The following is a 12,185-nucleotide window of genomic DNA, read 5'->3' on the forward strand; positions in this document are numbered from 1 at the left end:
GTGACCTGCGGAGTTGGACCCCGAACGGAGCCCAGGGAGATGACTGCGGGTCAATTTCCTTGATGTTCACCATGGCTGCTCCAACTCTCCAGACCACTGAGGTCAAGTCGTCTGCCACTTCCGATGCTAGGCGACACAGAGCCACCATGTGCACAGAACGTGAAACTCTGATCGCGGAAGGTTACTCCCATGGGTGATGTCCAAGTGCCCCGGCTGCACGGCTACGGGGTCCGCTGGGACCCGGAGGGCCGGTGTTACCGGGTGCGGAACGAGACGACGGGGGAGTGGCTGCGCAGCGGAACCTCGGGTGAGCTGGCCTCCTTCTCCTCCTTCTCCGCCGCCTTCAGCGCCTGGCGGGGGTTCGAGGTTCGACGCCGGGTGGGGGCGTGATGGGATCCGCCCTCAACCGCGTCACCGCCGACCAGCGGCGCCAGGCGGCCGACGTCCTGGACGACCTGACCACCGTCCTCGCCCTGGGCGGGGTGAAGTTGCCCTCCGTCGAGGTGGATTGGGAGCACGGCCGCAGGACGGGCTGCTACCTCATCGGCCTCGGCTGCGCCCGCCCGTCCGAACTCCTGCGGGTCGTGGACCTGCTGCGCAAGGGGCTGCGCTACGAGCGCCTGACGCATGACGACTGAACTCCTCGTCCGCCTGCTCTGGTGGGCGGGCTTCTCCCTTGTCCTCCTCGCCGCCCTCAGGAAGTGAACCGTCCGATGCGTGACCCCCGTCTGCTCGCCAAGCCGCCGGTGTGCCGGCTCGGCTGCCTCGTTCTCGTCCGCAACCCGCGCGGCGACGTCCTCCTCGTCGACCCGGACTACATGGACGGCCTGATCCTCCCGGGCGGCGCCGCCCAGCCCAACGAGCCCCCCAACCTCGCCGCCGCCCGTCACCTCCACGCCGAGACCGGCTTCAACCTGCGCCTCACGGACGTCCTCGCGGTCGACTTCACTCCCGCCGACCGTTACCTGGAGCGCCTCAACCTGGTCTTCGACGGCGGCACCGTGCGCGACGACGTCCGCCTCACCGTCCCGCCCCGGCACCGCAGCGGCCTGCTCGGCGCCCGCTTCGTCCCCGCCCACGAACTCCCGGACGTCATGGCCCCCGCCCAGGCCGCCCGCGCCGCCGAAGCCCTCGCCAACCGCGCCGTCCCTCTCCTCCTCCACGGCCAACGCTCAAGCTGAAGGGCGCGATCTTAAAACCGCCTTTGACGAAGCCGGCGGGTGGCCGCCGCCGGTCGCCGCCACCCGCCGGCGGGAAGTGCCGGTTCACCCGTGCGGTGGCCTGGCGCTTCCTTTGCCTGATGTGGCCGGAACCCGTGTAGTTGTCACCGTACGGTCACCACGGGGTGAACAACGCCTAAAGGTCCAGACCACCGCCCAGTACGGCCAGGACGTCCGCCGCGTTCCAGTGCCCGGCGGCGCCCGGGCGGGAGGCCAGGTAGTCGGCGCAGCGGCGCGTGCTCCAGCCGTGGGACTCGGCCAGGCCGGCGGCCAGGGTGCGCAGATAGGGCGCCGAGGGTGGATTGAGTGCGGCGCCGGCCAGGCCTTCGGAGGCGGTGAAGGTCAGCAGCGGGTGCCCGTCCAGTGCGCCCGCGTGCACCAGCGTCTCGTACCGGCCGGGCCCGCGTTGGTCGCGTCCGTGCGCGAGGGCGTGGGTGAGGTCGAGGTCGGCGCCGGGGGAGCGGTGCATCTCCTGGGCGGCGATGTCACTGAACTGACTGGCCGTCACCAAATAGATCCGACAAGGCAGTTCACCCGGTGCGTCCGGATCGTAGTAGCCGCTGCCGCCGCCCCACACCGCCGACTCCCGCGCGAAGTACAGCGTGCCGGGCAGCACCGTGGCCACGTCCCGGCGCGGCGGGCGGCGGTCGCGGCAGCCGGGGTAGGTGCGCGCGCCGCCGTCGGGGCGGCCGCCGCGCAGGTAGCAGGCGAGCCGGGCGGCGTGCAGATTCGACCCGTACGCCGCGTACCAGACGAGCCGCGCGTCGCCCGCCGCGTCGCCCTCCGCGCTACCGGACGCGCCGCTCCCGACGCCGCTCCCGACGCTGCTCCCGGCGTCGGCCGGCCACCGGCGGGATCCGGCCACCATCATCGCTAAACCTCCAGATTTGGTGGGTCCGCTTTCACTACCGGTAGCGTCCCCGCCGCTATGGCGTAGACCACTCTTCGCCTTCCCGTCATATGCCTCCTGCCTCCGGCGATTACCCTTCGCCACCGAAAGCGATCGAAAAACCCCGAAATGACTTTCGAATCGTTCCCTGATGCCCCCATATGTCGCCGAAAATGAAAAGTTCCTTTGACTCCACCTTCACGGCATCCAGCGGGCTCCCAGTCGAGTCATGGTGAGTGAGGCACCACGCAAGGTGACTCCCCGCATTCATCCTTATGACTACTCCCAGCCGAGGACACTCCTTATGGACGCACGCCAGGACATGGCAGGACCGGGAACGCTGAACCGTCCCGGGCCTGCCCACGCCGCCGGTTGGCCGGCCGTCCGGCCCGCGCACCCCCGCAGCCTGCTCGACATCGTCACCGCCACCGCCGACGCCCACCCGCACGCACCCGCGCTGGACACCGGCACCGCCGTACTCGACTACCGCGCCCTCATGCACGAGGTCGACACCCTCGCCGGCGTCCTCGCCGGGCACGGCATCGGCACCGGAGACCGGGTCGGCGTGCGCATCCCCTCCGGCACCGCCGACCTGTACGTCGCCATCCTGGCCGTGCTGCGCTGCGGCGCCGCCTACGTGCCCGTCGACGCCGACGACCCCGACGAGCGCGCCGACATGATCTGGCAGGACGCCCAGGTGTGCGCCGTCCTCGGCGCCGAACGCCGGCTCGCCCCCGGCTCCGGGGCCGAGCCCCGCGGCAACCCCGCCTGGCCCACCCCCGCCGACGACGCGTGGATCATCTTCACCTCCGGCACCACCGGCCGCCCCAAGGGCGTCGCCGTCACCCACCGCTCCGCCGCCGCCTTCGTCGACGCCGAGGCCCGCCTCTTCCTCCAGCAGCAGCCGCTCGGCCCCGGCGACCGCGTCCTGGCCGGCCTGTCGGTGGCCTTCGACGCCTCCTGCGAGGAGATGTGGCTGGCCTGGCGCCACGGCGCCTGCCTGGTGCCCGCCCCCCGCTCCCTCGTCAAGGCCGGCACCGACCTCGGCCCCTGGCTCGTCGAGCGCCGCATCACCGCCATCTCCACCGTCCCCACCCTGCTCGCCCTGTGGCCGCAGGAGTGCCTGGACGCCGTGCGCCTGATCATCGTCGGCGGCGAGGCCTGCCCCGCCGAACTCGTCGAGCGCCTCGCCACCCCCGGCCGCGAGTTCTGGAACACCTACGGCCCCACCGAGACCACCGTCGTCGCCACCGCCGCCCGCATGCTCCCCGGCCAGCCCGTACGCATCGGCACCCCCCTGGACGGCTGGGAGATCGCCGTCGTCGACGCCGCCGGCCACCCCGTCCCCTGGTACGAGACCGGCGAACTCCTCATCACCGGCATCGGCACCGCCCGCTACCTCGACCCCGCCAAGGACGCCGAGAAGTTCAGCGCCCACCCCGCCCTCGCCTCCCCGCGCGTCTACCGCAGCGGCGACCTCGTGCGCAACGACCCCGAAGGCCTCGTCTTCGTCGGCCGCGCCGACGACCAGATCAAACTCGGCGGCCGGCGCATCGAACTCGGCGAGATCGACGCCGCCCTCCAGGCCCTGCCCGGCATCCGCGCCGCGGCCGCCGCCGTCCGCAAGAGCCCCGCCGGCGCCGACCTGCTGGTCGGCTACCTCGTCGCCCAGCCCGGCACCACCCCCGACCTCACCGCCGCCCGCCAGCACCTGCTCGGACGCCTGCCCGCCCCGCTCGTGCCCGTCCTCGCCCTCGTCGACTCCCTGCCCACCCGCACCTCCGGCAAGGTCGACCGCAACGCCCTGCCCTGGCCGCTCGCCACCACCGGCACCGCCACCCCCGGCACCGCCGCCCCCCTGGACGGCACTGCCGGCTGGCTCGCCGGCCGCTGGGAGAGCATGCTCGGCATGGCCCCCGGCCACGGCGACGACTTCTTCGCCCTCGGCGGCTCCAGCCTCACCGCCGCCCGCCTCGTCTCCGAACTGCGCACCCGCCACCCCGGCGTCTCCGTCGCCGACCTCTACGCCCACCCCGTCCTCGGCGACCTCGCCGACTACCTCGACAACCTCGCCGGCCCCCCTCATACCGGCGGCGCCGCGCGCACCCCCACCCCCGCCCCCGTCCGCACCGTGCGCCGCACCCCCGCCAGCGCCGGCCTGTGGCAGACCCTCATCCTGCTCGGCGTCTTCGGCATCTCCGGACTGCGCTGGATCCTCGCCCTCACCGCCTTCGACAACCTCATCGGCAACCACCTCAGCTGGGCCCCGCACAGCTCCTGGTGGCCCGTCGCCGCCGGCCTCCTCCTCTTCTACAGCGCCCCCGGCCGCACCCTCCTCGCCGCCGGCACCGCCCGCCTGCTCACCGCCCGCCTGCGCCCCGGCAGCCACCCCCGCGGCGGCCAGGCCCACCTGCGACTGTGGGCCGCCGAACGCGCCGTCACCCTCTTCGGCGTCGGCGCCCTCGCCGGCACCCCCTGGGCCCTGCGCTACGCCCGCGCGCTCGGCTGCCGCATCGGCGCCGGCGTCCTCCTGCACACCCTGCCCCCCGTCACCGGCCTCGCCCGCATCGGCGCCGGCGCCACCGTCGAACCCGAAGCCGACATCGCCGGCTGGTGGCTCGACGGCGACACCCTCCACCTGGGCCACATCGACATCGGCGACGGCGCCCGCATCGGCGGCCGCTCCACCCTCATGCCCGGCGCCCGCATCGGCGCCGGCGCCGACATCGCCCCCGGCTCCTGCGTCACCGGCGCCGTACCCGCCGGCGAACACTGGCACGGCTCCCCGGCCCGGCCCTCCACCGAGGCCCGCACCACCTGGCCCGCGGCCGCCGCCACCCCCCGCTCCCGCTTCTGGAACCTCGCCTACGGCGTCGGCCTGACCGTCTTCGGCCTCCTGCCGATCATCGCCGCCCTCCCCGCGCTCGCCATCGTCTTCACGATGGTCGACAGCGACCGCACCCTCACCGCGGCCCTCCTCCAACTCCTGCCCGCCACCATCCCGCTGGCCGCCCTCACCCTGGTGTGCCACGCCACGCTGATAGCGACCACGGTCCGCCTCCTGTCCATCCCGCTGCGCCCCGGCTTCCACCCCGCCCACGGCCGCGTCGCCTTCTGCGCCTGGGCCGTCACCCGGCTCAGCGACACCGCCCGGCGCACCCTCTTCCCCTTCTACGCCAGCCTCTTCACCCCGGTGTGGCTGCGCCTGCTCGGCGCCAAGGTCGGCCGCCGCGTCGAAGCCTCCACCGTCCTGGCCCTGCCCGGCCTGATGCGCGTCGACGACGGCGCCTTCCTCGCCGACGACACCCTCGTCGCCCCCTACGAGCTGCGCGCCGGCTGGCTGCACATCGGCCCCTCGCACGTCGGGCGCCGCTCCTTCGTCGGCAACTCCGGCATCGTCGGCCCCGGCCGCCGACTGCCCGACAACTCCCTCGTCGGCGTCCTGTCCGACACCCCCGTCAACGCCCCCGAAGGCTCCTCCTGGCTCGGCCGCCCCGCCTTCGCCCTGCCGCGCGTCGCGGCCGCCGGCGGCGACGCCCGCACCTACAACCCGCCCCGGCGCCTGATGTGGGCCCGCGCCGGCGTCGAACTGTGCCGCCTGCTGCCCATCGTCCTCGCCGCCCTCCTCGGCGACCTCGTCCTCGCCACCCTCCAGGAACTGCGCGACGACTACGGCCTCCCGCGCGCCCTCGCCGCCGCCGGCCTCGTCCTCATCGGCGCCGCCCTCGTCGCCTGCCTGGTCACCACCGCCGCCAAGTGGCTCCTCGTCGGACGCTTCCGCGTCGCCGAACACCCCCTGTGGTCCACCTTCGTGTGGCGCAACGAGCTCTACGACAGCTTCGTCGAGGAACTCGCCATGCCCTTCGGCGGCTCCAGCATCACCGGCACGCCCTACCTCAACGCCTGGCTGCGCAGCCTCGGCGCCCACATCGGGCGCGGCGTGTGGTGCGAGACCCACTGGCTGCCCGAGAGCGACCTCGTCACCGTCGAGGCCGGCGCCAGCGTCAACCGCGGCACCGTCCTGCAGACCCACCTCTTCCACGACCGGGTCATGCGCCTGGGCCCCGTCCACCTCGGCCCCGGCTCCACCACCGGCCCGCACTCCATCGTCCTGCTCAACTCCTCCCTCGGCGCCGGCACCACCGTCGGCCCCGCCTCCCTGGTCATGCGCGGCGAGAACGTCCCCGGCACCACCCGCTGGCTCGGCAACCCCGTCGCCGCCTGGAACGCCGACCCCGCCCTCGCCCCCGTCGCCGGGCGGCGGGCCAAGCGCAAGGTCGGAGTGTGATGCAGATCACTTCGGCTGGGCGATGAGTTGACGATGCGGTCGCGGTCCTACCTGTGTAGACCGCGACCGCATCCGTTCCCGTCCGTTCCCGAAAGGGCGTACCGACCATGACCGCCACCCCCGCCAAGGGCCCCGCCAGCTACTTCCCGTCCATCGAGAAGAAGTACGGCCGACCCGTCGCCGAGTGGAAGGACCTCATCCGCGCCTCCCCGCTCGGCAAGCACATGGAACTCGTCGCCTGGCTCAAGACCGAGCACGGCCTCGGCCACGGCCACGCCAACGCCCTCGTCGCCCACACCCTCGCCGAAGCCGCGGCCTGAGCCCGTCGCCCGGCTCTGCTGGTGACGCCCGGCCTGCGCCCCGTGGCGGATGGCGGGCCGGCGGACGACGACGGGTCCGGGGCCGCCTGCGGCACGATCGGAAAGCAGGCGGCCCCGGACCCGGGTCGTTCCGTACGGGCGGGGCATCGACCGCGATGCCCGTACGGCTGCGGTCGGGACCCATTCGACGACTTCAACAGCACTTGAAGTCAAGCCCCCGGCGGCCCGAGGCGCCGGAGGGCGGGGTAGCCTCGCTCCCGGCGGGGGCCGGCGGACGAGGTTTCAGGGGCGGTCGAATGGAACAGCAACAGCGCGGCTACTGGCGGGTCGCGGACGGTTCGGCGGTCAGCTCCACCCAGGCCCAGGTCGCCTGGACCAGGGCCGCCTACCCGGCCCTGGTGGACGTGGCCCGCCGCTACCACGCGGTGATCACCTACTCCGAACTGGCCGAGACCGTGCAGGAGGCGGCCGGGGTGCGCACCCGGGTGCACCAGCGCACCTGGATCGGCAAAGTCCTGGCCCTGGTGGTGCGCGAGGCACACCGCCGCGGGGACCCGCCGCTGACCGCACTGGTGGTCCACTCCACCGACGGCATGGTCGGCGTCGGCTACCAGGAAGTACTGGCCGTGGCCGGACAGCCGCCGCTGGCAGCGGACATGGACCGCGAACACCACGCCGCCGCCGCCCGCCTCGCCTGCTACCGGCACTTCGGCGCCCAGCTGCCCGCCGACGGCGGCACCCCCGCCCTGGCCCCGCGCCTGCAAGCGGCCGTCAACCGCAAGGCGGCCGCCGCCACCCCGCCCCGCCCCCCGGCGATCTGCCCCTCCTGCTTCCTCCAACTGCCCGCCACCCGCATCTGCGACTCCTGCGGCGCCAGCGCGTAGGGGCTCTCCTGCGGATCACGCCGGGCCCGGACGGAGCAGCAGGCCGGATGGGATGATCTTGCCGGCAGTTCCGTACGAGGAGGCACGGTGGACGACCACTCGAAGCACGACCACTCCCGGTGGGAGGGCGTCGTGATCGCGGCCCGCGAACGTGCCCGCTCGCGGCAGGCCCTCATGGTCGAGCGCTTCGGACTGTCAGGTGACGTGCAGTACCACTGGTCGATGGACGACGCGCGGATCACCTGGTCGCGCAGGAGGAAGTGGTCGCGCAAGAGCGAGGTGTTCCTCACCGGCCGGCTCACGATGATCGGCAGCGTCAGCCTCGCCCGGCAGACCTGGCTGTGGTCCTGGGCGAACGAGTCGCTGCCGCCCGCCGTCCTGGGCGACATCGAACGGGTGCGGCGCTTCGGCGAGGACAACGACTTCCCCGTCCTGCCGTGGCCGGGCTTCGACTCCCACCCCGAACTCGTCGCCGAGGCGCGGATGGTCGCGGCCTCGGTGCTCGACGCCGACGGGCTGTGGGTGGAGTCGACGGACGACACGGAGCTCCACTTCCTGCTCCACGACCTGGTGCCCGCCGCGGCGGCCGACTAGGCGGCCGGGCGGGCGGGCAGGTAGGCGGGCGGCTCGTCGGGCGGCCGGGCGGGCGGCGGGAGCTCGCGGACCCGCGGCGGGGCGTCAGGCCCGGGCACCGGCGGGCAGGCGGCCCGGCATCTGCCAGCCCTCGGCGAGACGGGAGGGGGCGAGCCGGCGCCCGTCGCCGAAGAACTCGCAGAACTTCATGATCAGCGGATCCCAGCCGAGCGGGTCCACGTAGTGGTCCGTACCGGGCACGATCAGGCGCTCCTCGACGTGCGCGCGCACCACGGTGACCTCGAAGGCGGTGCAGTGCGGGTTGCCCGCCAGCGGCGCGGCCGCCTCCAACCGGCACTCCAGCTGGACCGGGCACTCGGCGACGCGCGGCGCCCGCACCAGCTCCGACCGCTGCTCGGTGAGCCCGGCGGCGGCGAACTTGCCCCGCTCGAAGCGGTAGCCCTGCTGCCGCCGGTGCTCGGTCAGATCCGGGTTGGCGGTCAGCAGCGCGAGGGCGTCGACGGCGTCGACCTGCCCGGAGGAGGGCAGGTTGAGCACGCACTCGCCCTCGCGCCGCAGGTTGACGGCCGTCTGGGCGGTGTTGCCGAGGCCCAGCACGCAGGACTGCCCCAGCCACCACGCCGAGGACATCGGCGCCAGGTTGGCGCCGCCGTCCTCGTTGCGCGAGCTGATCAGCACCACCGGGGTGCCGAAGTAGAGAACCTTGAGGTCGGTGGCCTTGTGCACGGGAATGCCGTCCTTGGGTGGGAAACCGTTGCCGGTCTCCGACTCTGCCCCCGCCCGGGAGGGGGCGCTGGCGGTGATCGGACACGGCGTTCCCGGCCCCGGCGGGGGCGGACGGCCCTACGCCGGACGGCCCTGCACGCGTCGGCTCGGTCCGACACGCCGATTCGGCCGTACGGGTGGGTTCAGCACCCGTACGGGCCGGCGGTCAGAACGCGGCGCTGACCGGACCGCGAGCGGCCACCGTACGGGCCTGGCCGTCGCGCAGCCGGTAGGACAGGCCCACGACGGCCGCCGCGCCCTCGGCCACCTTGGCGGCCAACAGCTGGGAACGCTCCAGCAGCAGGTCCACGGTCTGGCGGATGTGCTCGTCGACGATCCCGTCCGGGTCCTCGATGCCCGCGGCCCGGGCCGACACCACGCTCGGGGTGACCCGCTCCACCACGTCCCGCACGAACCCGCCCGGCAGCCGCCCCTGGTCCAGCGCCTCCATCGCCGCGCCCACCGCGCCGCACGAGTCGTGCCCCAGTACCACCACCAGCGGGCACTCCAGCACGCTCACCCCGTACTCGATGCTGCCCAGCGCCTCCGCCCCGGTGACGTGCCCGGCCGTCCGCACCACGAACAGGTCGCCCAGCCCCCGGTCGAAGATGATCTCGGCCGCCAGCCGGGAGTCCGAACAGCCGAACAGCACCGCGAAGGGCCGCTGCGCCGGGGCGAGGGCGGCCCTGCGCCCGGCGTCCTGGTTGGGGTGCTCCGGGCTGCCCGCGACGAAACGGGCATTGCCCTCCATCAGCACCCGCATCGCCTGGTCGGGGCCGGATATCGGTGAGGAGATCATGCCTGCACCCTAGATCGCCGCAGGTGGGGCCCGCAGCAGGGGGGCCGGGGCAGAGGCCCGGCACCGCGTCGCTCCTCACCCGGCCGGCCCAGTCCACGGCCCGCCCACCCCGCTGCGCACGGCCTCGCCCGGCCCCTTCGCCGCCCGCGTGGCGGGAGGCCGGAGGATATCGTCAACTCGCCTCCTGTGTGGCGGCGTTGGACGTGGCAGTGCCGGTCAGCGGCCCGGCCTGCCCTTGGAGACGAACACCTGGACCGTCGAGTGCGCAGGTGCGGTGCGGCCGGCCTGCGGCTCGGAGTTGATGACCGACCCGGCGGGCACGTTCCAGTCGGTGAACTCGTGGACCTCGTAGCGCAGTCCCGCCGTCTCCAGCGCGCTGATGGCCGCGTCCTTGGCCAGGTTGGCGAGCGGCGGCACACTCACCTGCACCCCGTCGGTCGGCTGCATCGGCGGCGGCGTGGGGGTGCCGAAGGCCATCGAGGGCCCGGGCGCGGGCGTGCCGGAGGGCGCGTCGGGGGAGGGTGTGCCGGACGACATCGGCGCCGAGGCGTTCGCGGGGCCCGCGGGCAGGCCGCCGGAGGGCGACGGACCCGAACCCGGCGCGAGCAGTGCCGCACCCGTGCCGATGGCGACCACCGCGGCCGCCGCCACCGCGCCGCTGAGCACGGTGCGACGGCGCACCGTGCGCCGGATGGCGAGGGCGTCGATGACGGGGGCCGGGGTGTTGTCGGCGAATGCGGTCATGGCGGCGAGGAGTTCCTTGTCGAAGTCGGGGTCGGAGCCGGGGTCGGGGTCGGGGTCGAAGTCGGGGTGGTCGGCGTCGCGACCGGGATCGTGGGACGGGAAGCGGGTCATCACGCACCTCCGCGCGAGGTCGGCGGCGCGGACGGGACGTCCTGCCGAGGCAGTGCGGACCGCAGTTTCGCGAGGCCGCGGGCGAGTTGGGAGCGCACGGCGCCGGGGGAGATGTCCAGCGTCTGCGCGATCTCCTGGTCCCCCAGGTCGTGGAGGTAGTACAGGACGACCACGGTGCGCATCCCCATCGGCAGCGTGTGCAGCGCCGCGACGAGCTCCGCGCGCAACTCCACCGACCGGTAGGCGTCGCGCGGGTCGGCGCGCTCGGGGCCGGGCGCCGCGGCGGGCCGCTCGCCGGAGCGGCTCAGCCGCCGCCAGCGGTCGTTGACCAGGTTCACCAGGATCCGGCGCACGTACGCCTCGGGCGCTTCCGCGGCCGCCACCCGCCGCCAGTTGCGGCAGGATCGTTCCAGCGCCTCCTGGACGAGGTCCTCCGCGGTGTGCGCGTCCCCAGTGAGCACGTACGCCGTCCGGAACAGCGCGCCCGAACGCTGCTGTACGAACTCGACGAAGTCGATCCCGGGACTGGCCCTGCGCAGCCTCACCCGCCGCCCTCGCTCTCTTCACTCTTCCGCCGTCACCTTCGCCCCCATGACGGCCCCCGGCACCGCCCTGCTGCACCGCCACCGCGAAAGTGACGCGGCTCACAGCGCTTCGAAGTCGAACGGGCCGGACGGGCCGGACCACCGCGGCAGCCCGGGGAGCACGCGGGCGGGCACAGCGATGCGCAAACGATGCGAGTAGCCCGGGCGGTGGCCGCTCCGGGACGGTCGCAGTGTGCACGCACTGATCGACCGGCCGGCACCCCGGCCCCCGGCACCCTGGCCCCCGGCAGACGAGACGCCCGGCACCGAACCCCCCGGCATCGAACCCCCGGGCGGCGGCGGACAGGCCGGGCTGCGCGCCCTGGCGGCACGCGTGGCCGGCGGCGACGAGTGGGCCTTCGAGGAGTTGTACGCCGCCACCGCCGGAACCGTCCTGGGCCTCGTGCTACGGGTGCTGCGCGACCACGCCCAGGCCGAGGAGGTCACCCAGGAGGTGTTCCTACAGGTGTGGCGGGAGGCGGCACGCTACCGTCCCGAACGCGGCGAGGTCCTGCCCTGGATGCTCACCCTCGCCCACCGGCGCGCCGTCGACCGGGTCCGCTCCGCCCAGGCCACCGCCGACCGCGACCGCACCGCCGCCCTGCGCGCCTACACCCCGGTCTTCGACGAGGTCGCCGACCAGGTCGAACGCGACCTGGACCGCGGCCGGGAACGCGAACGGGTCCGCCGCGCCCTGGCCACCCTCACCGACGTCCAGCGCGAATGCCTGCTGCTGGTCTACTACGGCGGCCGCACCCAAGCCCAGGCCGCCGAAGCCCTCGGTGCCCCCCTCGGCACCGTCAAGACCCGCATCCGCGACGCCCTGCTACGCCTACGCACCCAACTCGCCGACCCCCCACCCCACCCGGCACAGCCCCGCGCCCGCACCTGCCTGCCAAATCTGTAGACCGGCCTACATATTCCGCTCTGCCCCGCGATCGTGGTGCGCACAGGAAGTCGACAGGTCCGACTTCCTGTGCGCACCGG

12 protein-coding genes are annotated in these 12,185 nt (G+C 73.9%); 7 read left to right on the forward strand and 5 right to left on the reverse strand.

The features are described from left to right. Positions 1-389 precede the first annotated feature (389 nt). The gene (locus AB0O82_RS28420) at positions 390-638 is read left to right on the forward strand and encodes a hypothetical protein (protein WP_363586768.1); all 249 of its coding nucleotides are present in this window, start codon (positions 390-392) and stop codon (positions 636-638) included. A 75-nt stretch (positions 639-713) separates the two neighbouring features. Further along, positions 714-1,181 (forward strand): NUDIX domain-containing protein, encoded by a 468-nt coding sequence (locus AB0O82_RS28425; protein ID WP_363586769.1) that lies wholly within the window; start codon positions 714-716, stop codon positions 1,179-1,181. A 175-nt stretch (positions 1,182-1,356) separates the two neighbouring features. Here AB0O82_RS28425 and AB0O82_RS28430 read toward each other — a convergent pair whose 3' ends face one another. After that, on the reverse strand, positions 1,357-2,091 hold the full coding sequence (locus AB0O82_RS28430) for a histone deacetylase (RefSeq protein WP_363586770.1): 735 nt from the start codon (positions 2,089-2,091) through the stop codon (positions 1,357-1,359). A gap of 322 nt (positions 2,092-2,413) precedes the next feature. Between AB0O82_RS28430 and AB0O82_RS28435 the strand changes: the two genes are divergently transcribed. The 4 genes from AB0O82_RS28435 to AB0O82_RS28450 all read left to right on the forward strand — a co-directional run bounded on the left by AB0O82_RS28435 (position 2,414) and on the right by AB0O82_RS28450 (position 8,195). Beyond that, positions 2,414-6,397 carry a Pls/PosA family non-ribosomal peptide synthetase gene (locus AB0O82_RS28435; RefSeq protein ID WP_363586771.1) on the forward strand — a complete coding sequence of 1,328 codons (3,984 nt, stop codon included), beginning with the start codon at positions 2,414-2,416 and terminating at the stop codon, positions 6,395-6,397. A 107-nt stretch (positions 6,398-6,504) separates the two neighbouring features. Continuing rightward, the gene (locus AB0O82_RS28440; RefSeq protein WP_063352910.1) at positions 6,505-6,717 is read left to right on the forward strand and encodes a DUF4287 domain-containing protein; all 213 of its coding nucleotides are present in this window, start codon (positions 6,505-6,507) and stop codon (positions 6,715-6,717) included. Positions 6,718-7,013: 296 nt separating this feature from the next. Further along, positions 7,014-7,601, forward strand: coding sequence for a hypothetical protein (locus AB0O82_RS28445; protein ID WP_063352909.1), 588 nt, complete (start codon positions 7,014-7,016; stop codon positions 7,599-7,601). An 87-nt stretch (positions 7,602-7,688) separates the two neighbouring features. Then, positions 7,689-8,195 carry a DUF6882 domain-containing protein gene (locus AB0O82_RS28450; protein WP_363586772.1) on the forward strand — a complete coding sequence of 169 codons (507 nt, stop codon included), beginning with the start codon at positions 7,689-7,691 and terminating at the stop codon, positions 8,193-8,195. Between the two features lie 84 nt (positions 8,196-8,279). On the opposite strand, the gene AB0O82_RS28455 is transcribed toward AB0O82_RS28450, so the two are convergent. From AB0O82_RS28455 to AB0O82_RS28470, 4 genes are all read right to left on the reverse strand, one after another. After that, positions 8,280-8,921: a flavin reductase family protein gene (locus AB0O82_RS28455; protein ID WP_363586773.1), complete on the reverse strand. Its 642-nt coding sequence runs from the start codon at positions 8,919-8,921 to the stop codon at positions 8,280-8,282. A 205-nt stretch (positions 8,922-9,126) separates the two neighbouring features. Next, positions 9,127-9,759, reverse strand: coding sequence for a carbonic anhydrase (locus tag AB0O82_RS28460; RefSeq protein ID WP_363586774.1), 633 nt, complete (start codon positions 9,757-9,759; stop codon positions 9,127-9,129). 216 nt (positions 9,760-9,975) lie between these two features. Continuing rightward, a complete protein-coding gene (locus AB0O82_RS28465; RefSeq protein ID WP_363586775.1) occupies positions 9,976-10,614 on the reverse strand; it encodes a PASTA domain-containing protein in 639 nt (212 codons plus the stop codon). Next, positions 10,614-11,153 carry a SigE family RNA polymerase sigma factor gene (locus AB0O82_RS28470; protein ID WP_363586835.1) on the reverse strand — a complete coding sequence of 180 codons (540 nt, stop codon included), beginning with the start codon at positions 11,151-11,153 and terminating at the stop codon, positions 10,614-10,616. Before AB0O82_RS28470 ends, AB0O82_RS28465 begins: the two co-directional genes overlap by 1 nt. Before the next feature lie 325 nt (positions 11,154-11,478). Here AB0O82_RS28470 and sigK point away from each other — a divergent pair, with 325 nt between their 5' ends. Continuing rightward, on the forward strand, positions 11,479-12,105 hold the full coding sequence (gene sigK, locus AB0O82_RS28475) for an ECF RNA polymerase sigma factor SigK (protein WP_363586836.1): 627 nt from the start codon (positions 11,479-11,481) through the stop codon (positions 12,103-12,105). Positions 12,106-12,185: the final 80 nt, after the last annotated feature.

The sequence above is a fragment of the Kitasatospora sp. NPDC088264 genome (assembly GCF_040685715.1).
Classification (GTDB): domain Bacteria; phylum Actinomycetota; class Actinomycetes; order Streptomycetales; family Streptomycetaceae; genus Kitasatospora.

Excerpts from the sequence above, each read along its gene's own strand:
- AB0O82_RS28440 (WP_063352910.1), top strand. The coding sequence starts at position 6,505 with ATGACCGCCACCCCCGCCAAGGGCCCCGCCAGCTACTTCCCGTCCATC.
- AB0O82_RS28420 (WP_363586768.1), top strand. The coding sequence starts at position 390 with ATGGGATCCGCCCTCAACCGCGTCACCGCCGACCAGCGGCGCCAGGCG.
- AB0O82_RS28435 (WP_363586771.1), top strand. The coding sequence starts at position 2,414 with ATGGACGCACGCCAGGACATGGCAGGACCGGGAACGCTGAACCGTCCC.
- AB0O82_RS28465 (WP_363586775.1), bottom strand. The coding sequence starts at position 10,614 with ATGACCCGCTTCCCGTCCCACGATCCCGGTCGCGACGCCGACCACCCC.
- AB0O82_RS28430 (WP_363586770.1), bottom strand. The coding sequence starts at position 2,091 with ATGATGGTGGCCGGATCCCGCCGGTGGCCGGCCGACGCCGGGAGCAGC.
- AB0O82_RS28460 (WP_363586774.1), bottom strand. The coding sequence starts at position 9,759 with ATGATCTCCTCACCGATATCCGGCCCCGACCAGGCGATGCGGGTGCTG.
- AB0O82_RS28445 (WP_063352909.1), top strand. The coding sequence starts at position 7,014 with ATGGAACAGCAACAGCGCGGCTACTGGCGGGTCGCGGACGGTTCGGCG.
- AB0O82_RS28425 (WP_363586769.1), top strand. The coding sequence starts at position 714 with ATGCGTGACCCCCGTCTGCTCGCCAAGCCGCCGGTGTGCCGGCTCGGC.